This window comes from Ochrobactrum sp. CGA5, from assembly GCF_006345815.1.
Lineage (GTDB): Bacteria > Pseudomonadota > Alphaproteobacteria > Rhizobiales > Rhizobiaceae > Brucella.
The window spans coordinates 245,739-266,311 of sequence record NZ_VCIG01000038.1 but is presented as its reverse complement, the minus strand read 5'-3'; the positions used below and the strand labels follow the sequence as shown (position 1 = coordinate 266,311).

The following is a 20,573-nucleotide window of genomic DNA, read 5'->3' as shown; positions in this document are numbered from 1 at the left end:
ATGAAATATGAAAGCCAAAAGGTCGCGATGCTCTATTTCTATGGAGCGCTCGTGCTGTTCATCGCACAGGTTGCATTCGGCGTTCTCGCCGGTACGATCTACGTTCTGCCTAATACGCTCTCGGAGCTTTTGCCCTTCAACATCGTTCGTATGATCCATACCAATGCGCTGGTCGTCTGGCTGCTGATGGGATTCATGGGTTCGACCTACTATCTGCTGCCGGAAGAAACCGAAACCGAACTGTACAGCACCAAACTCGCCGTTATCCAGTTCTGGCTGTTCTTCGTGGCGGCCGGTGTCGCCGTTATCGGATATCTGTTCCATATTCACGAAGGGCGTGAATTTCTCGAACAGCCGTTCATCATCAAGGTCGGCATCGTTGTCGTCTGCCTGATCTTCCTGTTCAACATCACGCTGACGGCGCTCAAGGGCCGCAAGACCACTGTAACCAACATCCTTCTGTTCGGTCTGTGGGGTCTTGCCCTGTTCTTCCTGTTCGCCTTCTACAATCCGATCAATCTCGCGCTCGACAAGCTCTACTGGTGGTATGTCATCCATCTGTGGGTTGAAGGCGTGTGGGAACTTATCATGGCGTCGATCCTCGCATTCCTGATGATCAAGCTCAACGGCATAGACCGTGAAGTCGTCGAGAAATGGCTTTATGTCATTGTCGGCCTGGCGCTGTTTTCCGGCATTCTCGGAACGGGCCACCACTACTACTGGATCGGCGCACCGGGCTACTGGCAGTGGATCGGTTCGCTGTTCTCGACGCTGGAAGTTGCTCCTTTCTTCACCATGGTCATCTTTACCTTCGTGATGACATGGAAAGCGGGACGCAAACATCCAAACCGTGCGGCTCTCCTCTGGTCCATCGGTTGTTCGGTCATGGCCTTCTTCGGGGCGGGCGTATGGGGCTTCCTGCATACGCTTTCGTCGGTCAACTACTACACACACGGCACGCAGCTTACCGCCGCCCACGGACACCTCGCCTTCTTCGGCGCCTATGTCATGCTCAATCTCGCGGTCATGGCCTATGCGATCCCCGAACTGCGCGGACGGGCGCCATATAACCAGATGCTCTCCATGGTGAGCTTCTGGGCCATGTGCACGGCCATGTCCGTGATGACTTTCGCACTCACCTTCGCAGGTGTTGTCCAGACCCATCTGCAGCGTGTTCTGGGAGAGAGCTTCATGGTCGTGCAGGACCAGTTGGCGCTGTTCTACTGGATACGCCTCGGCTCCGGCGTCGTGGTGGTGATTTCGGCCTTCATGTTCATCTGGGCCGTCTTGGTTCCAGGCAAGGAACGCCGCGAAAACACCTCCAGCTTGGTGCAACCTGCTGAATAGTCAATGCGAGAGCCCCGCCATTCGGTGGGGCTTTTCCCTTAACTCAAAGGAAGACGGCCATGAGCTCCATTCTCAGAAATGTAGGAAACGCCAATGTCTCGATCCCACCATACAGCCCGTCCGGTAATGAATGCACGCTCTTTGAAATGGCCTGGACGCGTAAACTGCCATTGCTTCTCAAAGGACCGACCGGTTGCGGCAAGACGCGGTTTGTAAGCTATATGGCCGCAAAACTCGGCCTGCCGCTCTCGACGGTTTCCTGCCATGACGATCTGGCTGCTGCCGACCTGACCGGGCGTTATCTGCTGAAAGGCGGAGATACGATATGGGTCGACGGCCCGCTGACGCGCGCTGTGCGTGAAGGTGGTATCTGCTATCTCGACGAGATCGTCGAGGCCCGTAAGGACGTGGCCGTAGTTCTGCATCCGCTGACTGACGACCGCCGCCTTCTGCCATTGGAACGCACCGGCGAACTGCTCGAAGCACCCGACCGCTTCATGCTCGTCGTGTCGTACAATCCAGGTTACCAGAACTTGCTGAAATCACTAAAGCCCAGCACACGCCAGCGCTTCGTTGCCATCGAGTTCGATTTCCTGCCAAAGGAACAGGAAATCGGAGTAGTGAGCGAAGAAAGCGGCCTTGCCGCCCATAAGGTTGCACCATTGGTGGCGCTGGCTCACCGATTGCGTGGGCTGAAAGGCCATGATCTGGAGGAAGGCGTCTCAACCCGTCTGCTAGTCTACTGCGCCACGCTGATCGATGCCGGTATGTCGGAACGCGAAGCTGCACGCGCCGCGATGATCGAGCCACTGACTGATGAGCCGGATGTCAAAGCCGCTTTGATTGAAGTTGCCGATGCAATGCTGAAATAGGCCGATACACCATGCTGGATTTTCTGGAACTGGAGGAAACGGTTGGCCGCGCCTGGCACCGTCTGATCGGCAAAACCGGCTCGTGGCCGCACTATCCCCAGCACGCCGTAAAGCTTAGCGACATTCGACAGAAGCTTGCAATCTGCTTTCGTGGTTTTGGTGGCGATGTCGCCGTGCAGATTGCCCCTGCCCGTGCTCGAACGTCCGGGCACAGACTGGGATTGCGGCAGCGCATGGCTCTGGGCGAAGAGAAACTGAACCAGCCCCTGCGGGATGAATCGACATTGATGCTGCCGCCGGAGATTGCGCTTTTTCCCGATCAGATGCTCAATTACGATCTCTATGTCTGGCTTGCCGGTTACATGGCGGTCATGCCCAGCGAAGCGGAAGAGCTTTCTCTTGACCCATTACGGCGTAATCTGGCTGCCCTCGCAGCCGCATCGGATACGGTTGCGAAGACGTGCCAGGTATTTCCCGGCCTGCAGAAACGTTATGCGCGACTGTGCGAAGCGGTACTCGCTGTCCGTCCCGAGCGTCCGCTCTATGGTCTTGAACAGCAGGTGGAAGACCGCATTCTGGCCCTGCTGAAACAGGGTGCAGGGCTGCCGGATGAGGGTCTTTCCTCCATCTTTCCACACTGTGCGCCCGCAGGCTATCTGCCCGCCCTTCCCGTTCCGCTTTGGCCAGAATTGGTAAGACGCGAGGAAACCGCACCACGCAACAGCGATGACCAGCCGGTGCTCAACAGCAAGGCGGAAGGTGTCGAGACCGGACGGCAGATCGCAAACCGAGAGAAGCAGGATCCAAGGCTGGCTGACAGGAGCCCGTTCATTCTCAATCGCTTTGAAAAAATTCTCGCTATGGCAGAGATGGTGAGCATTGACCGACCAACGGACGATAGTGACGAACAGAACGCAAAATCCGCCGATGAGCTTGATGATCTGACATTGGGCGAGCGGAAAGGCAGACCCGCTGCTCGCTTTCGTTTCGATCTCGATTTGCCGCCGGAAGCTGTGAACCGAACGGCGCTTACCGCCATAGTGACCTATCCAGAATGGGATTATCGCAAGGCAGTCTATCTTCAGGATCATTGCAGTGTTCTGGCAACATCGGCGCAAGGCAGCGATGTGCGAATGGAACTCGATGACGAAGCAACGAGCCTCGTACGCAGGGTGCGCCGACAGTTCGAAATTCTGCGTCCCGGTCGTGAATTGATGCGAGCGCAGCTTGATGGCAACGATCTCGATCTTGATGCTGTGGTTCGTTCAAGGTGTGACTTTGCCGCCGGTGGTCAGGGTAGCGATCATGTGCATCTGATGAGCCGACCCAAGGCAAACGACCTTGCTGTCACCATCCTGGTCGATGTCTCGCTATCCACCGATGCGTGGATCGACAATCGGCGTGTGCTGGATGTGGAAAAGGAAGCGCTTCTGGTTCTGGCCAATGGCATTGCCGCATGTGGCGACCGTTGTTCCATCCTGACTTTCACCTCGCGCCGCCGCTCGTGGGTGCGGATCGAAACCGTGAAAGATTTTGACGAACCTTTTGGTCCTGGGGTCGAACATCGGATTGCGGCGCTGAAACCCGGCTTCTATACTCGTATGGGGGCCGCCATCCGCCATTCAACGGCAAAGCTCGCCGAACAGCCCAACCGAAAGAAGCTTCTGCTGGTTCTAACGGACGGCAAGCCGAACGATGTCGACCATTATGAAGGCCGGTTCGCACTTGAGGACAGTCGCAGAGCGGTCAGTGAGGCGCGCACCGCAGGGGTCAGCGTCTTTGCCGTGACGGTTGATCGTGAGGCAAGTGCCTATCTCCCCGCACTTTTTGGTCGGAACAATTATTCTCTGGTCGCCAAGCTATCGAAGCTGCCCGTCGCTCTACCGGCGATCTATCGAATGATGACTGGATGAACCGGACAGGTGCAATAGACTGTCCGGCCAAATTGCGAAGCGCACGGCAGCGTCTGTTACTTCACGCGCATCCCGGAAACCGTTTCGCACTTTTCGGGATGCGATCAAGCCGGTTGAGGCGATCGCACTGATAAGAGATGCCGGACCACCACAGGTACCAGCAACGCCAGTCCCATAAGCGAAGAGTAAATCTCCGGGACAACCAGCAAGATCGCGGCGACGATCATCAGGATGTTTTCCCAGATTTTCGTGCGCACCAGGAAAAAGCCCGACAGAGCGGCACCGATCGCGGTAATGCCGATCGCACAACCGAGGAAGGCGACGAAGAAATCCGGCCAGTTGAAATTGGACGTCACCAACAGCAGCGATGGAGAAAATACAAAGACGAATGGCACGAGCACCTTGCCGAGACCGAGCCGGAAGGCCGTATTGCCGGTCTTGAACGGATCAGCTCCTGCCATACCCGCCGCCGCATAAGCCGCGAGCGCCACAGGTGGCGTAATATCTGCCAGCACCCCGTAATAGAAGACAAAGAAGTGGGCAACGATCGGCTCGACGCCCAGAAGCCCCAGCGCAGGTGCGGCAATTGTCGCCATGATGATATAGTTGGCGGTCGTTGGAATACCGCAGCCCATCAGAATGCAGACAATCCCCGTCATGATGAGTGTGAATAACAGCGTCAGTGTCTGCGGTCCAAACCATGCAGCAGGCAAAATGGTGCCGAAATAGGTCGCAAGCTGCCCTGCAGTCGACGTCACGATATAGGAAATCTTGAAACCTACACCCGTGAGCGTCACCACGCCGACAATGATGCCAACGGTCGCCGCCGCCGCACCCACAGCGAGCGCGTATTTGGCGCCGTCGCGCAATCCGTCGAGAATCTCGCCTATCGACATGCGCTTGCGCGGATTGAGCAATCCTACGGCGATACAAAGTGTAATGCCCCAGAATGCGGCCAGATAAGGCGTATAACCGGACAGTAGAATGCCGATCAACACGATCAACGGAATGACGGTTGGCCAGTCACGCTTGAATGCTTCCTTCAGATCAGGCAGCTCTTCCTTCGTCATACCGCGCAAACCATTGCGCTTGGCTTCAAAATGGACCTGCATCAGAACACCAAAGAAGTGCATGAAAGCAGGCACGATAGCCGCGAGGATGATAGTTGTATAAGGCAAATTGAGAAATTCGATCATCAGGAATGCGGCTGCACCCATGATCGGCGGCGTTATCTGTCCGCCTGTCGATGACGCGGACTCAACAGCGGCTGCAAAGTGGCGCTTGTAACCGAGCCGGATCATTGCCGGAATCGTCAGTGAACCGACTGTCACCGTATTGGCGACAGACGACCCGGAAATCATGCCGAACAATGCGGATCCGAAAATCGAAACCTTTGCCGGACCACCTGCGAAACGGCCCGCTATCCACGCCGCACAATCTAGAAAAAGCTGACCGAGACCAATACGGGTGGCAAAAACCCCGAACAGAACGAAATGGAAAACGTAAGTTGCCACCACGCCAAGTGCGATGCCGTAGATACCCTGTGTCGTCAGATAAAGATGATTGACGAGCTGGCTGAACGTCGCACCAGGATGGACCAGGATACCCGGCATATGTTGCCCGTAAATGGCATAGAGCATGAACAGAACGGATATGATCGGCAGTGGCCAGCCGACTGACCGTCGTGTTGCTTCCAACAGAACCAGAATGAGAAGACCGCCCAGCACAACGTCCGTCGTCGTCGGATTGCCGACGCGAAAAGCCAGATCGTCAAGCGGTATCAACGGAACATGGACAACGGACACAACCGCGATGATCGCCAGCGCCCAATCGATGATCGAAATACCGAGAGGTCTCAACCAAGACGATGTGCTGGGTTGGTCGTACCCCTTGCGAGAGAACGGGAAAACAAGGAAGACCAGGCCGAGCACAAAGGAAAGGTGAATACCGCGATGCACCATTTCCGAGAGAAGGCCAAAGCCGGCCGTATAGTAGTGGAAAATGGAAAGTGCGATCAGCAGAGCACCGACGATGCGCGCTGCGAAGGGCCCCAGCGGGCGAAAGCGAATCTCGGAATCGAACTTCTCTTCGAGCTCGCGCGCCTTGGCTTCGTCCAGTTCCATGGGCGACAGTTTCGCCTCTTGCTCGCTCACCATACGGCCTCTCTATTCAGAGCGTGGCTGATCCAGTTAAATAAAAAACGCTCTGACCACTTATCTAAACACATTATACATCTGAAGAATGCCTTGTATCGACCGGAAGAAAATGCACGGAGTTCTGTTGAAACTCCGTGCATTTTCAACCAAACAGGCAGGCAATCTACTTCAGAACGCCAGCTTCCTTGTAAAAGCGCTCGGCACCCGGATGCAGCGGAATGCCAAGACTGGTCGTCGCTGTATCAAGCTTGATAAGCTTACCCTTTGCGTGCCCGGCATCGAGCGCTTTTCTGCTGTCCTCGTTAAACAGGGTCTTGGTTATGTTGTAAACGAGTTCGTCCGGCTGCTTGGCGCTCGTCACCCACTGTGCTGCAACCGCCAGTGTTTCCGTTGCGCCGACATCCTTATAGGTATCGGCTGGCACGGCATCCTTCGAGAAGAACGAATACTTTTCGAGAATCTTCTGTGCTTCAGGCCCGGAAATCGGGACCAGCGAAATGCCGTTCGATGTGGCCAGCTCCGAGATCGCGCCCGTTGGATATCCGCCAACGAAGAAATAGGCATCGAGTGCACCATCCTTCAGACGCTCACCCGCCGGCCCCGGCTTTAGATGCTCGGCCTTGATGTCGTCTTCGCTCAATCCATAAGCCTCCAAGACGATGCGAGCGTCAACGATCGTCCCCGACCCCGGCTCATCGATGGAAACGCGCTTTCCCTTGAGATCCGCAACGGACTTGATTCCCGCATCTTTGCGGGCGACGAGATGGATGGTTTCGGGATAAAGTGTAGCGATCAGGCGCAGATCCTCTACCTTGCCCTTACCATCATAAAGACCCGTACCGGTATGCGCCCAGTAAGCTACATCCGACTGGGTGAAACCCGATTCCAGCGATCCCGACTGTATAGCGTTGATATTAGCCACCGAACCATTCGATGAAACAGCCGTAGCCACCAGACCCGGAACCCCTTTATCCCCCGCGCCGGAAATCGCGTTGGCGATCAATCCGCCAATAGGGTAATAGGTGCCTGCAGTCCCTCCGGTACCGATGCGAAAGAAAGCTGGAGCCTGCGCAAAGGCAATGCTGGCCCCTACGGCAACGATTCCCGCAAATGCAGCAACCACACCGCGACGGGTGAACTTTCCCATTGTCATAACTGCTCTCCGTTCCCTGGATGATTTTGTTCAAATTGTGTCACCGAACATGGAAAGCCAAGCGCAGCTTGTCAAGCACCCCCTACAACGCGGTGTATATGTGCCAGTATCCGACCCTTATATTAAATCCAGAATATTTATTATATAAAATCATGATATCTATGATAATATTAATATGTTCAATATTTAAACATAATAATACTTGATATAAAATCGTAATAATAAATATTATATTTTATTTATTCGAATAGATTGACTTCTTATTCAACAAAGAATTCAAAGGCACATAAAATGACTTGAAACCGCTGAATTTGTCGCTATTTTGGCCTTATGGCGTGTGCTGCGTGCGCCCAGGGAATACCCTGAATACGGAGACTGTTTTTAACCGTTTCTTTCAGGGAGCTGCCATGGCTGGTCGCATTCAAAATACTATACGCAATTTTCTTGATAGCGAATCTTCGGGTGGCTTGCTGCTGATAGCATCAGCTATAGCGGCATTGCTGGTAGCTAACTCACAGCTTTCCGACGCCTATTTCAGCGCTCTTCATGCATATCTCGGTCCGCTTTCTGTTCAGCACTGGGTGAATGACGCTCTAATGGCGGTATTCTTTCTTATGGTCGGACTTGAGATCAAACGCGAGATGGTCGATGGTCATTTATCGTCCTGGCCGCGCCGCATCCTGCCCGGCGTTGCCGCCGCCGCAGGCATGGCGGTACCCGCCCTGGTCTATCTATCCTTCAACCTGAATAGCGGAGCTTCGCACGGCTGGGCAATTCCGGCTGCGACCGATATCGCATTTGCGCTTGGTGTCATCTCCTTGCTGGGGCCAAGGGTTCCCACCTCGCTGAAAGTGTTTCTCGCCGCCCTAGCGATCATTGACGACCTCGGCGCGGTAATTGTTATAGGGTTGTTTTATACGACCGGCGTTTCACTGATGGATCTTGGGTTGGCAGCGGCTGTCGTCGCCGCCCTGATTGCCTTGAACCTCGTCGGCGTGAAGCGCCTCACACCTTATCTTCTCCTGGGCCTTGTGCTCTGGTTCTTTACCTATCGCTCTGGCGTTCACGCGACCATTGCAGGCGTCCTGTTGGCACTGACCATTCCGATCAAGCGTACCCCCGCGAAACCAGAAGCGACCGTCTCCGAAAGCCCACTGCACCTGCTCGAACACAGCCTGATCAAGCCGGTTTCGTTCATTATCGTACCCATTTTCGGCTTCGCCAACGCTGGCGTCAGCTTCTCCGGCCTCGGCGTGGAAGCTCTGGTCGCGCCGGTTACCTTGGGTGTAGCCACCGGCCTGGCCGTCGGCAAGCTCGTCGGTATTTTCGGCGCCGTGCTGCTTTTGGTGAAAAGCGGAATCGTCGATTTGCCAGCCGGTGCAAGCTGGCCGCAGATGCTTGGAACCACGCTTCTTTGTGGGATCGGCTTCACTATGAGCCTGTTCATTTCGCTTCTGGCTTTCAACGAAGTCCTGCTACAGAACGAAGCGAAGATCGGCATATTGATTGGCTCGCTCATTGCCGGGCTTGCCGGTTTCATCGTTCTGCGTTTTGCAAAACGCGCAGATGGGCGAAACTTTAGCCAGTAATACAGGGATAGGAAACATGCCCGAATTCCTCGCATTCGGGCTTTACTCCTTCAATCAATTCGCTATCCGCGTTGCGCTGTATGCAGTTCGTTGAACGGCTTCAGACCCCATCACCGATTCCGTAGCCATCTTCCGCTTAGATGGCGATCGGACACCGAATGTTGTATTGGAGCATGAAGTCATCTCTCAAGCGGCACGATATCGGTCCGCTTACTATACTCTGGATGGCCATTATCAGTGCAACCGAGCGAAAGCATTGTGCTCTTTCCTGCTTTATGGTTATGCGAGATGTGCGCCTTTTCCTCGGCCTGTCTGCTCGAGCACTCGTTGAGACGCTGGATGGCAAAGGTAGAGGGAATCAAGAAGCAGTCGGAGCGTGGCTGCTGCCAGTCTCGCGCTGTTTCTTGGGCGCACTCCATAATGAGAATTGCGTCCTTTGCCAATAAACCGATAAGCAGCCTCCACAATCGGAAAACATCCCTATCTTGGTGGCATTGTAAGCATCTCGCTTTAACCACACCTGGCAGAGAGAACAGCCCTCAATTCATAAGGGTTCCATATCCGTGCATCTTTGTGAAAACGAACGGTGCTTTATATTCTAAATGTATATGAAGAGAGAGAAATGGTGGGCGATGAGAGACTCGAACTCCCGACATCTTCGGTGTAAACGAAGCGCTCTACCAACTGAGCTAATCGCCCGACTGCTTCGCCAAGTTTCTGGCCAGTCGCTGTGAGAGCCGTTTAGGCAATTCGCGCGACAAGCGCAAGTGCAAAAATCAGCATTCAGCGTCTTTCTTGTGATTTTTTACAACCCCTTCCATGCTTCCACCACGAATACGCCGACGATAGGAGAGCCAACCAAAGAACGCCGCAAAAAGGTTCAGCGAAATCATCAATCTGACAGCAACGATGCCGTTGGAAAGCGTGTAAGCGAATTGTCTGGGCGGCGGGTATTCTGCCGCCGCCCTGACCGGTTATCCAGCCAGCCGATCGGGCGAACGCAGAATGGATGCGCCCCCCGGGGCCTGTACAGCGAGGCTTCCATATTCGATACCTGCTGCTAGTGCCCGACGGGCATCGTGACCTTCCAGCCATGCATCGATGAAACCGGCATTGAAGGCGTCGCCTGCACCAGTCGTATCAATGACGGTCACATCCTTTGCCGCCATCTGAAGGTCTACCTCAGCCGTACGCAACCAAGCCCCTTCTCCACCGCCCTTGAGAGCGACGACCGGGAAGTGACGGGCAAGCGCGTCAAGCGCGTTTGCCGGATCGTCGTGGCCGGTGATGGCCTGCGCTTCCTCGCGATTGGGAAGGAATATATCCACGCCCTCGCAGGCCGCGAGCAGTCCGGGATCGTAGATAAGCATTTCATCCCAGCTTGGATCAAGCGAAACGGACAGGCCTGCAGCCTTTGCCTGTTGTACGAGGTCAGGGATTTCATGTAGCGTGGCGAATTCGGCGATATGCAGATGCCCCGCATCCCTCCATTGCAACGCAGCTTTGAGCGTCGATGGAAGTGCAGAACCGGCGCGACGCGACAGGAATGCCCGGTCATTGCCGATCACGCTCGCCACCGTCACCTGCGGCCCGGCATCGTCGGCCCGCTCCAGAAAACGCAGATCAACGCCATCGATCTTCAGGTCCGGCTCCAGCCCGCGCGAAAGGCCGTCAAAGCCGAGCCGCGCAACCAGCGCGACCGCCCTGCCCGCATGAGCAAGATGTGCCGCGGAAATGAAGGCTCCACCTCCTGCCGCCATCTTCATGCTTTCGGCAAAAACCTCGCGCCCGGGCTGCGGCAATGACTGCAGCCCAGTAAAGATGAGGTCACAGTAAATCCGCCCGATACTGAGAACAGCCGGAGACTTGAATTGCCGTTTGAATTGTTGCGGCATCATAGGCGGCCCAGACTTTTCTCAGTCTTGGCGTCGAAGAGATACAGGCTGCCAGCAGGTGCAGACACGACAAGCGTGGCACCCGTTTCGGGAATAACCTTGCCCGGTGCGGTTGCGATCACCGAAACGCCGTTAACGTCCAGATGGACCAGCGTTTCCGCACCGAGCGGTTCTACCGCCGTCACAACACCCGTGAGCGAAAGGCCACCGGCTTTGCCTTCTCCGACTTTCAGATCATGTGGGCGCACGCCGACCAAAATGTCGCTATCGGACGAAAGTTCAACGCCTGATCCATTGCGGCGCCCCGCAATCAGATTCATCGACGGGCTGCCGATGAAGCGCGCCGTGAACACGTCTGTCGGACTTTCATAAAGTTCGGTTGGCGTTCCAGTCTGGAGAATACGACCATCACGCATAACCACGATGCGGTCGGCCATAGTCATAGCTTCGACCTGGTCATGTGTAACGTAAACGGTCGTCGTCTTGAGACGCTGATGCAGACGCTTGATTTCGATGCGCATCTGCGCGCGAAGCTGGGCATCGAGGTTCGACAGCGGCTCGTCGAAAAGGAAGGCTGATGGGTTGCGCACCATAGCGCGACCGATTGCAACGCGCTGGCGCTGACCACCAGACAATGCGGCCGGGCGGCGGTCGAGATAGGGTTCCAGCCCGAGCGCCTTGCCGGTTTCTTCAATGCGCTTGTCCTTCTCGGCCTTCGATAGGTTCGACGTGTAAAGCCCAAAGCCGATATTCTGGCGCACGGTCATATGCGGATAGATCGCATAATTCTGGAACACCATGGCGATGTTGCGCTGCTTCGGATCGCGTTCGTTGACAACTTCGCCACCGATCTTCAGATGTCCGCCGGAAATGTCCTCAAGCCCGGCGATCATACGCAAGGTCGTGGACTTACCGCAGCCTGAGGGGCCGACAAAAACGACGAATTCGCCGTCCTTGATCTGGAGATCAATTGCCCGGACGGCCTCGACCTTGCCATAGCGCTTGACCAGCTTTTCAAGTTCGATGGTTGCCATCAGCGTGCCTCCACAAGTGCACTGAATTTTTCATTGAGTTCGCGGACAGCCTTTGCTTCGTCGGCTGCATGCTCAAAAGCGACTGCCTTGAAGTGATCGGCTGCTGCCTTGTGCCGCGCAAGCGCTCCGTTCATCGCGGTCGGTGCAGGGCCACCGAGACGGTCGCGTACCGCCACGAAATGCTGCGGCGAGACCAGTTCTTCAAACTTCTCACGCCCGAAGGATGGTTCCCGTCCGGCGGATTCGCGGAAGGCTTCAAGGAAAGGTTCAAAACCATCCTTTTCCAGACCGCCGCCCATCGACACGACAGCACGCGCAACCTTGGCCGCGATTTCATGCGCCTGTCGGAACGAAAGACCTTCGATGCGTACCAGAGAGTCGGCGAGTTCGGTGATCGTGATGCATGAGCGGCGGATATTTTCCGCCACACGGGCCGGATCGATACGGATCGCGCCGATGAATGCAGCCAGCAGATCGAGTACGCGACCAGCGGAGGCGAATGCCTCATAGCCCATCTGTTGAGTCTCGCCCTCACTGTCATTCATGTCCGTAAAAGGCGTATTGTGCATGACGTCAAGAACGGTGCGGGCGCGGCCCATGGTCTGGCTTGCCAGATGGCGCATATGTTCAACTGGCACCGGATTGCGCTTCTGCGGCATGATCGATGAAATCTGAACGAAGGCATTTGGCACGTAAATCTGGCCAACCTCGAAACTGGTCCAGAACTGGAAATCCTGGATGAGGCGTCCCAGATGCAAGAACATCAGCTCCAACGCCGAATAGGTCGAGGTGATGTAATCCACCGCAGCGATGCAGCTATAGGAATTGGATAAGGGGGCGGCAAAGCCCAACAGGTTCGCCACTCGTGCGCGATCAATCGGGAAACCTGAGGTGGTGATGGCCGCCGCCCCCATGGGTGACAGGTTGACGATGGCACGGGCGGCTTCCATCCGTTCCATGTCCCGGATAAGAACCTCCACTGCCGCCGAAAGATAATGACCGAAAGTCGATGGCTGCGCAGGCTGGCCATGGGTATAGGCGACAATCAGCGTCTCTTTTTCACGCTCAGCTGCCACGATCATCGCATCTAGCAGATTGCGGGCCTGCGTCATCAGCGCATCGATACGATCCTTCAGGCCAAGCTTGAACAGTGTGTGGTCAATATCGTTGCGCGAGCGAGCCGTGTGAAGGCGACCGGCAATATCCGCACCGATACGCGCTTTCAGCTCCTTCTCGATGAGGAAGAAAAAGTCCTCCACCTCGCCGGTATAGGTGAGCTTCTCAGGATCGATTTCCTTGTCGATGGCTTCCAGCGCGCCCGCTATGGCAGTGGCCTGCTCTCGATCGAGAATGCCGGTTTCAACAAGCATGACAAGATGCGCGCGATCGATGCGGCGAAAGCCGTCGACATGATGGGTCTTGGCGCCGTCAAAAAGCGGGCGAAGCACGGTTTCCTTGTAAACCGGATCGGGGAAGACGCTTTTATCGGACAGCCGTGGATCGAGATTGGACATGGTTCAACCCTTGAGGCCAGCCAGCATGACACCACGCACGATGTAACGCTGGAGAAGAAGAAAGACGATGAGCGTGGGAAGCGTGGCGATTGCCGCGCCGGTCATGATCATTTCCCACTGGATGGACTGCTCGACGGCGAAACTGGAAAGCCCGACCGGCAGCGTATAAAGCTCGGGGCTGGTGGCGACGATCAGCGGCCAAAAGAATGCGGTCCAATTGCCAAGGAAGGTGAAGATCGCAAGCGCCGAGAGCGCAGGCGTCACCAATGGCATGGCAACTTTCCACCAGATCTGGAACTCGTTGAGGCCATCGACGCGGGCTGCTTCCAGAAAGTCGTTGGGAACGCCTTCAAAGAACTGCTTCATCAGGAACGTGCCGAACGCCGTCATCATTCCGGGAAACATGATACCCCAGTAGCTGTCCAGCCAGCCAAGCTTGCTCGACATCAGATACCACGGGATCACCAGCATTTCGGTGGGGATCATCAGCGTGGACAGGATGGCGAGGAAGATGAAATAGCGACCGCGGAACTGGAATTTCGCCAGCGTGTAGCCGACGAGACTGTCGAAGAAGACGTTCGACAGCGTGACCACGACCGCAACGATCATGGAATTCAGGAACCAGCGGATAAAGCGGCCATCGGCAAGGATGGTGACATAGTTCTGCAATGTCGGCTCTGCAGGGATCAGGCGAAGGTCATAGACCTGTCCTGCCGTCTTGAGCGAGGTGGAGAACATGAAGGCCAGCGGCGTGACCATGATGAGACCGCCGATGAGCAGCAGCGTCCATGTCAGGATACGACCGGGCCGTAGATTCTGGAAGGGGAGCGGTTTCGTTTGAGCGGACACTGTCATTTCTTTTCCCTCAGAATCCAGAGCTGCAACAGCGAGACGCAAAGCAGGATGGTGAAGAGGACGACGGTTTGCGCTGCCGCATAACCCATCGCATAGGAGGAGAAGGCCGTCTGATAGATCATCAGCACCAGCGGCTTGGTGGAACCGAGCGGTCCGCCGGGATCGTTCGTGGTCATGTTGTAGACCTGATCGAAAATGCGCAGGAAACCAATAGAGGAGAAGACGACCAGAAACACCGTGGTGGGTTTCAGAAGCGGGATCGTGATCTTGCGAAGGATCGCCCATTCGCCGAGGCCATCAATGCGCGCGGCTTCATAGAAGGTGTTGGGGATAGCGCGCAGGCCCGCCATGAAGATGATGATCTGGAAGCCGAGGCCAGCCCAGATGGATGTCGCCATGATGGCATAAAGCCCCTGATCGACCGACCGCAGAAAACCTTGCTGCGGAAGCCCCACCGCACTCAATATATTATTGATGAAGCCGATGGGTGCAGGTTGGTAAAACCAGCGCCAGACCCATGCCATGGCCGCTGCCGTAGTAAGATAAGGCAGGAAATAGAGTGCACGGATGAAGCCATGCATAATGCGCACGCGATCCAGAAAATAGGCGATTGTGAACGCCACCACGAGGCTGATTGGTGTACCGACCAGCAAATAGGTGAAAGTGTTCTTGAACACTTTCCAGAATTCTGGATCGGCAAAGAGCTTTTGGTAGTTGGCGAGGCCGATGAACTTCGGTGGGTTCATCAGGTCCCAGTCCGTGAGAGAGAGCCAGAAGGCCTCTATCGTCGGGTAAAAGCGGATGACCGAATAAAACAGTATCGGAAGGGCCAGAAAGCTCCATACCCAGATCAACCGTCTTGTGCGCATGGAAAGGCGATCCATCAGGCGGTTACCAAAAGGCCCCTTTCCTGTGCCGCCTGTTTCAGCCGTTCCGGCCTCTACAGTGATTGTCATGTTCAAGATCCTTCGGCTACGGATGAGCCGCGCCGCGAGAAGAGCGGCGAGGTCTGCCCCGCCGCATTTCAAGCCTGTTACTTGGCAGCGTCGAGTACGTCCTGCTCGGCCTTGGCTGCCTGATCGAGAGATTCCTTGACCGGCTGTTTTTCGAGAATAACGCGGTTGGCCATATCGACCGCGACCTGGCGCTGTTTCAGCTCGTCCACGAACATGGTCGTGTGCGCATATTCCAGACCTTTAAGGAACGGGCCGTAGATCGGATCAGCAAGGTTCGTTTCCGTCAAGGCTGCCGAACGGCGCGCAGGCAGTTCGCCCACATCCTTCAGCCAGATTTCCATGGCTTCAGGCGATGAGATATAATTCAGGAATTTCTTGGCAGCTTCGAGTTTCTCGCCGCTTGCCTTGGCGCTGATGCCATTGGCGAAGTAACTCGCGTAGTTGGAGCGCACGCCTTCGGCATTGGCCGGCAGCTCGGTCACACCCCACTCGAAGTCCTTGATGGTGCGGAACGAACCGAGACGGAAGGTGCCGTCTATGGTCATGGCTGCCATGCCAGCGCGGAAAGCCGCCTGACCTTCATCCATAAACTTGACTTCACCCACCTTATGTTCGGTCTGGAGGCCGGTATAGAAGGCCAGCGCCTTTTCACCAGCGGCGTCGTTATAGGCGACCTTGCGATCATTATCCGTATATGGCTGACCGCCGAACTGGCGCACCAGAACTTCACGCCACCAATGCTGGTCCTGACCCGGCATATCGAGCGTGATGCCTTCGGCAAGAAGATTGCCGGAAGCGTCGCGCTTCGTCGTCTTCTTGGCCACTTCGACCATTTCATCCAGCGTTTTGGGCGGATTGCTCGGGTCGAGGCCCGCGTCAGCGAACAGCTTCTTGTTGTAGAACAGCGCCAGAGAACGCACAGCGGTTGGCAGACCGTAATATTCATCGCCGCGCTTCATCGCCGAAACGATCGGGAAGAATTCGCTTTCGATCTTGTCGTGCGGGAACGTGTCCTGCGGCAATGGCTGTAAGATGCCGCCAGCCACAAACTTGTCCAACCAACCATAGAAGAGCTGCATCACGTCAGGGCTCTTGCCAGCCATCTTCGCTGCGATCACGCGCGTCTGATAGTCGTCGTAAGGGAAAGTAACCTGCTTGACCTTGATGTCGGGGTTGGCCTTCTCGAAATTCTCGATCAGCTTGTCCATCGCCTTGACGCGCGTTTCGAAGACATACTGCCAATATTCGATTTCAACGGCCTGAGCCGCATTGATCGCAAAGGTGCTGAGCCCCGCAACCAGACCTGCCAATAACAGCTTACGCATTTAAACCTCCCTAATGCCCCGCTCACCGGTATTCGAATGCGGTCGCCAGGCACGGCTGCGGCAGCGCCTTGCACCATCCGCATATTCCACCACATGCCGCGCATATCCATGCACAGCGCCCATTGTTCCCATGCAGGAACCCACTTCCTGCCATGAGCCAGGGCGGTCTTCGCCACCCTGCCCTTACGGTTCAATGTTGCGAGCATTTTGTCAATAAGATAATTTAGTTGAATTAATATATTGCTGTTAAAAGCGGCTGGCGTTATCTCTTTTGATAGAGACAGGAGGGACTATGACATCGAAATCAGATGTGCCGTCCGAGAATGAACGAAGCATTGCATCTGCGGCTGCACAGGGTGGGTCGCTTGCCGTTACCCTCGGCAAGAATCCTGAACGAATTCGTGATCATAACCGGCGCGTCGTGCTGGATGTCGTTCGTCGTCACGGTCCCCTTGGCCGGATGCATATCGCCCGCCTTACCCATCTGACTGCGCAGGCCATAGCCAATATCGTCGATGAGCTGGTGGCGGAGAACCTGCTCATGCAGCTCGGCCGACTGAAAACAGGGCGTGGCCAGCCGCCAATCCAGTTTGCCGTCAATCCAGAAGGCGCGATGACCATCGGCGTCGAAATGGGTTCGACGCATATGGTGACGACGGTGCTTGATCTATCGGGTGAGCCGCGCATGCAGCATGTGCGCCCCATTCAGGATGTCAGTCCCGACAGGCTTTCTGCCCAGTTGCGAACAGAAGTCGAAGCCGTGAAAGCTTCGTTCCCCGCGCGTCTGCTCGGCATAGGCGTCGTGATGCCGGGCCCGTTCGACATTGAAGGCATGAGTTCGGTTGGTCCAACGACCCTGCCCGGCTGGTCCGGGATTGATGCGGCAGCGGTTCTGAGCAAAGCCTGCGGCGAATCCGTTCTGGTCGAGAACGATGCCAATGCTGCTGCCGTCGGGGAACGACTTTTCGGTGCAGGCCATGCGATTTCCAATTTTGCGATGATCTATTTCGGCGCCGGTATCGGGCTTGGCATGATTCAGGACGGCGCACCATTTCGCGGCGCTTTTGGCAATGCCGGAGAAATCGGCCATATCGTCATCACGCCCCACGGACGCAGTTGCGCCTGCGGTCAGAAAGGCTGCCTGGAAACCTATGCCTCTCTTCATGCCTTGCGAGAGAAGCTTCACGCTGCGGGTATCGAAGACAGCGATTTCGACACTCTTGAGAAGCTGCACCAAGTCCGCAACCCGATATTGATGGGTTGGGTGCAGGAAGCCGCTGACCATCTGGCACCAATGATTGCCATGATCGAAAATATTCTCGATCCCGAGACGATCATCTTGGGTGGCATGTTGCCGGATGCGATCATTGACGACCTGATCTGGCATATGGGTGGACTGCCGATTTCAGTTGCAAGCCGCCGTGCCCGCGCATTGCCCCGCGTCATCCGCGGACAGACTGGCCAATTCACGGCCGCCTTGGGTGCGGCATCGCTACCCATGTTCGAGGCCATGACGCCGAAGCTCGATACAAGTTCGGAAACCTGACCATGCTCACCGCCCGCCGGCGCATCGAGCGCCAGAAGTTGTCCCCTGCTCTTGTCCGCCTGCACCGTGCGCTCAGCAGGCTGCGTTCGACCGTTACGCTGATGCATACGGGCGCACATCCTGACGATGAGCAGAGCGGAATGATCGCCTACTTGCGGTTTGGACTTGGTATTCGCGTGGTGATTGCCTGTTCGACACGCGGCGAAGGCGGGCAGAATGCGCTTGGCCCCGAACGTGGTGGTGCGCTCGGCGTGATCCGCAGCCGCGAGATGGAGGAAGCAGCCCGCATTCTCGATTGCGACGTGCATTGGCTCGGCCACGGTCCCGATGATGCCGTCCACGATTTCGGCTTCTCCAAGGATGGTGATGGAACCTTCGCCCATTGGGGAGAGGAGAAAACTGTCGAGCGGCTGGTCCGCGCCTATCGCACCGAACGTCCAGACATAGTGCTGCCGACTTTTCTCGATGTATCCGGTCAGCACGGTCACCACCGCGCCATGACACGGGCGGCAGAAACGGCGATACAGCTCGCAGCTGATCCCAATGCCTTTCCAGAGCATTTCGCTGAGGGACTGATGCCGTGGCAGGTGGCGAAGTTCTATCTTCCCGCCTGGTCCGGCAGTGGCGACACTTACGACGACGAACTTCCTCCACCCGATACGACATTGATGATTCATGCTGTTGGTCGCGATACGGCAACCGGTGCCGATTACGACCGTATCGGTGAATGGTCGCGTGCCTGCCACGCCACACAAGGAATGGGGCACTGGCCGGAAACACCCAAGAGCAAATGGCCGCTGCATCTGAAATTGCCAGAAAGCCGTTATGAAGCGGCAATCTATGAAGGGATTCCAGAATCTCTGATGGCGCTTGCTGAGATTAAGGGGCTGGAACTTGAAAGCCGTAAACAGCTTCTTGATGCTCATTTGTCTGTTGAGGGCGCTATCGCTGCCTTCCCTGATCGCGAAGCCATTATCAGCAATCTGGTCGGGGCTGCAAAACGTCTGAAAGCCGTTCTGGCCAGCACCTCCGAAGTTTTCCTTTTGCAGCACGGGCACAGGCTGAAACGCAAGCTGGATGAAATCGACGCTGCTCTGATGGAAACGGCCTCGCTTTTCGAGCGGTGCTATCTGGAAGAGCCTATGATGCAGACAGGTGGGCAAACCCGTCTTGTTATCGAATACGGCCCCGGAGCGGCAGAAGTCGCGATAACAGCCCAGCCAATGTTGCCGAAAGGCTGTTCTATCGCCTGCGAGCAGCAGACGCCTGAGCGGGAAATTCTTACAGTTTCGCTGGCAAAAGACGCAGCGCTCTCCCCGCTTTTTGAACCCGCATGGCGATCTCTTGGCGGCAATGGGCAGGCCTATATCAGGCTAAAGGCACAGTTTGACGGGCATCTGGCAGCCTGTAGCTTCGACCTTGAAGAGCCGCTCGTCATCGTGCCGCCTGTTTCATTGACGGTCGATCCGCCCACTATCATCATAGCGGGCCAAAAGAAACCATTGCCGATCCAACTTCAGGCCAAGGGTCCGGCAAAAGAGATTACCTTCACGTCACTGAATGGCTGGGAAGCCAAGCTGAGCGGAAGAAGTGCGGTTTTGCATGGGCCGTCCGATCCTGCACCCGGTCTGACGCGCCTACAGGCATTGGTTGACGGAACTTCGGCGTGGAAAATACACGTGGCCAGCTATCCGCATATCGGTGCAACTGTCTGGCGTCAGCCTACAGTGCTGCCCATCTTGGCGCTCGACTTGAAATTACCAGATGCACGTATCGGCTATGTCGGCGGCGGTGCCGACAATGTCAGCCCTTGGCTGAAACGCATGGGACTTGATGTCACCGACATCGAACCGCATCATCTTACCGACGATCTGTCAGAATTCACGACCATCGTCGTCGGCATACTCGCCTTTGGCTTGCGCGATGATCTTGCTGCGGCAACGGAAAAGCTGCGCCGCTTTGTTGAGGATGGTGGACATCTGGTGACGCTCTATCATCGCCCATCCGACAATTGGCACTCAGACCGGACACCACCGAGAAAACTCACTATCGGCTCTCCGTCATTGCGTTGGCGCGTAACAGATCCGCACGCCCCCGTCACCATGCTGGCGCCTGACCATCCCCTGCTCGTCAGCCCCAACCCAATTAGCAAGCACGATTGGGAGGGTTGGCACAAGGAACGGGGCCTTTATTTCGCCTCCACCTGGGACGACACCTATCAGCCACTGCTTTCGATGCATGATGATGGAGAACAACCGCTTTTTGGTTCGCTCGTTTCGGCCCAGATCGGTAAGGGGCGCCATACCCATACGGGCCTCGCGCTGCATCACCAGCTCGACAATCTCGTGCCGGGCGCCTTCCGCATTATGGCCAATCTAGTGCAGCCCGGGAAAAACAGCTGAGGTACGCTGCATAAAT

The 20,573-nt window shown here is 56.0% G+C and carries 14 protein-coding genes and 1 tRNA gene; 6 read left to right on the top strand and 9 right to left on the bottom strand.

The window, feature by feature from the left end; translation table 11 throughout:
* Genes FJQ48_RS14200 through FJQ48_RS14190 form a run of 3 tightly spaced genes read left to right on the top strand, consistent with a single transcriptional unit; the run spans window position 1 to window position 4,132 of the window.
* Window positions 1-1,347, top strand: coding sequence for a nitric-oxide reductase large subunit (locus tag FJQ48_RS14200; protein ID WP_139975655.1), 1,347 nt, complete (start codon window positions 1-3; stop codon window positions 1,345-1,347).
* Between the two features lie 59 nt (window positions 1,348-1,406).
* On the top strand, window positions 1,407-2,219 hold the full coding sequence (locus tag FJQ48_RS14195) for a CbbQ/NirQ/NorQ/GpvN family protein (protein ID WP_139975654.1): 813 nt from the start codon (window positions 1,407-1,409) through the stop codon (window positions 2,217-2,219).
* Window positions 2,220-2,230: 11 nt separating this feature from the next.
* Window positions 2,231-4,132 (top strand): nitric oxide reductase activation protein NorD, encoded by a 1,902-nt coding sequence (locus tag FJQ48_RS14190; RefSeq protein WP_139975653.1) that lies wholly within the window; start codon window positions 2,231-2,233, stop codon window positions 4,130-4,132.
* 104 nt (window positions 4,133-4,236) lie between these two features.
* On the opposite strand, the gene FJQ48_RS14185 is transcribed toward FJQ48_RS14190, so the two are convergent.
* Together FJQ48_RS14185 and FJQ48_RS14180 are read right to left on the bottom strand one after the other, a co-directional pair.
* Complete coding sequence (locus FJQ48_RS14185) at window positions 4,237-6,288, bottom strand: TRAP transporter permease (RefSeq protein ID WP_139975652.1); 2,052 nt, start codon at window positions 6,286-6,288, stop codon at window positions 4,237-4,239.
* 163 nt (window positions 6,289-6,451) lie between these two features.
* Window positions 6,452-7,441: a TAXI family TRAP transporter solute-binding subunit gene (locus FJQ48_RS14180; RefSeq protein WP_139975651.1), complete on the bottom strand. Its 990-nt coding sequence runs from the start codon at window positions 7,439-7,441 to the stop codon at window positions 6,452-6,454.
* Window positions 7,442-7,848: 407 nt separating this feature from the next.
* Between FJQ48_RS14180 and nhaA the strand changes: the two genes are divergently transcribed.
* Window positions 7,849-9,030 carry a Na+/H+ antiporter NhaA gene (gene nhaA, locus FJQ48_RS14175; protein WP_139975650.1) on the top strand — a complete coding sequence of 394 codons (1,182 nt, stop codon included), beginning with the start codon at window positions 7,849-7,851 and terminating at the stop codon, window positions 9,028-9,030.
* Window positions 9,031-9,653: 623 nt separating this feature from the next.
* On the opposite strand, the gene FJQ48_RS14170 is transcribed toward nhaA, so the two are convergent.
* The 7 genes from FJQ48_RS14170 to FJQ48_RS14140 all read right to left on the bottom strand — a co-directional run bounded on the left by FJQ48_RS14170 (window position 9,654) and on the right by FJQ48_RS14140 (window position 16,609).
* Window positions 9,654-9,729: transfer RNA gene (locus FJQ48_RS14170), tRNA-Val, on the bottom strand.
* Between the two features lie 275 nt (window positions 9,730-10,004).
* A complete protein-coding gene (locus tag FJQ48_RS14165) occupies window positions 10,005-10,928 on the bottom strand; it encodes a sugar kinase (RefSeq protein ID WP_139975649.1) in 924 nt (307 codons plus the stop codon).
* Window positions 10,925-11,959: a sn-glycerol-3-phosphate ABC transporter ATP-binding protein UgpC gene (gene ugpC / locus FJQ48_RS14160; RefSeq protein WP_139975648.1), complete on the bottom strand. Its 1,035-nt coding sequence runs from the start codon at window positions 11,957-11,959 to the stop codon at window positions 10,925-10,927. Before ugpC ends, FJQ48_RS14165 begins: the two co-directional genes overlap by 4 nt.
* Window positions 11,959-13,473 (bottom strand): argininosuccinate lyase, encoded by a 1,515-nt coding sequence (gene argH, locus FJQ48_RS14155; RefSeq protein ID WP_139975647.1) that lies wholly within the window; start codon window positions 13,471-13,473, stop codon window positions 11,959-11,961. The genes ugpC and argH overlap by 1 nt, the downstream gene beginning before the upstream one ends.
* Window positions 13,474-13,476: 3 nt before the next feature.
* Window positions 13,477-14,328, bottom strand: a complete 852-nt coding sequence (locus FJQ48_RS14150) for a carbohydrate ABC transporter permease (RefSeq protein ID WP_139975646.1) — start codon at window positions 14,326-14,328, stop codon at window positions 13,477-13,479.
* A complete protein-coding gene (locus FJQ48_RS14145) occupies window positions 14,325-15,197 on the bottom strand; it encodes a sugar ABC transporter permease (protein WP_348770743.1) in 873 nt (290 codons plus the stop codon). Before FJQ48_RS14145 ends, FJQ48_RS14150 begins: the two co-directional genes overlap by 4 nt.
* 164 nt (window positions 15,198-15,361) lie before the next feature.
* A complete protein-coding gene (locus tag FJQ48_RS14140) occupies window positions 15,362-16,609 on the bottom strand; it encodes an extracellular solute-binding protein (protein WP_139975645.1) in 1,248 nt (415 codons plus the stop codon).
* Window positions 16,610-16,901: 292 nt separating this feature from the next.
* Between FJQ48_RS14140 and FJQ48_RS14135 the strand changes: the two genes are divergently transcribed.
* Together FJQ48_RS14135 and FJQ48_RS14130 are read left to right on the top strand one after the other, a co-directional pair.
* On the top strand, window positions 16,902-18,155 hold the full coding sequence (locus tag FJQ48_RS14135; RefSeq protein ID WP_139975644.1) for an ROK family protein: 1,254 nt from the start codon (window positions 16,902-16,904) through the stop codon (window positions 18,153-18,155).
* 2 nt (window positions 18,156-18,157) lie between these two features.
* Window positions 18,158-20,557, top strand: coding sequence for a PIG-L family deacetylase (locus tag FJQ48_RS14130; RefSeq protein ID WP_139975643.1), 2,400 nt, complete (start codon window positions 18,158-18,160; stop codon window positions 20,555-20,557).
* The last annotated feature ends 16 nt before the right edge of the window (window positions 20,558-20,573 follow it).

Coding starts and splice junctions, on each gene's coding strand:
- FJQ48_RS14135 (WP_139975644.1), top strand. CDS start 16,902: ATGACATCGAAATCAGATGTGCCGTCCGAGAATGAACGAAGCATTGCA.
- FJQ48_RS14145 (WP_348770743.1), bottom strand. CDS start 15,197: ATGCGCACAAGACGGTTGATCTGGGTATGGAGCTTTCTGGCCCTTCCG.
- ugpC (WP_139975648.1), bottom strand. CDS start 11,959: ATGGCAACCATCGAACTTGAAAAGCTGGTCAAGCGCTATGGCAAGGTC.
- FJQ48_RS14195 (WP_139975654.1), top strand. CDS start 1,407: ATGAGCTCCATTCTCAGAAATGTAGGAAACGCCAATGTCTCGATCCCA.
- FJQ48_RS14200 (WP_139975655.1), top strand. CDS start 1: ATGAAATATGAAAGCCAAAAGGTCGCGATGCTCTATTTCTATGGAGCG.
- FJQ48_RS14190 (WP_139975653.1), top strand. CDS start 2,231: ATGCTGGATTTTCTGGAACTGGAGGAAACGGTTGGCCGCGCCTGGCAC.
- FJQ48_RS14130 (WP_139975643.1), top strand. CDS start 18,158: ATGCTCACCGCCCGCCGGCGCATCGAGCGCCAGAAGTTGTCCCCTGCT.
- argH (WP_139975647.1), bottom strand. CDS start 13,473: ATGTCCAATCTCGATCCACGGCTGTCCGATAAAAGCGTCTTCCCCGAT.
- FJQ48_RS14150 (WP_139975646.1), bottom strand. CDS start 14,328: ATGACAGTGTCCGCTCAAACGAAACCGCTCCCCTTCCAGAATCTACGG.
- FJQ48_RS14165 (WP_139975649.1), bottom strand. CDS start 10,928: ATGATGCCGCAACAATTCAAACGGCAATTCAAGTCTCCGGCTGTTCTC.
- FJQ48_RS14185 (WP_139975652.1), bottom strand. CDS start 6,288: ATGGTGAGCGAGCAAGAGGCGAAACTGTCGCCCATGGAACTGGACGAA.
- FJQ48_RS14180 (WP_139975651.1), bottom strand. CDS start 7,441: ATGACAATGGGAAAGTTCACCCGTCGCGGTGTGGTTGCTGCATTTGCG.
- FJQ48_RS14140 (WP_139975645.1), bottom strand. CDS start 16,609: ATGCGTAAGCTGTTATTGGCAGGTCTGGTTGCGGGGCTCAGCACCTTT.
- nhaA (WP_139975650.1), top strand. CDS start 7,849: ATGGCTGGTCGCATTCAAAATACTATACGCAATTTTCTTGATAGCGAA.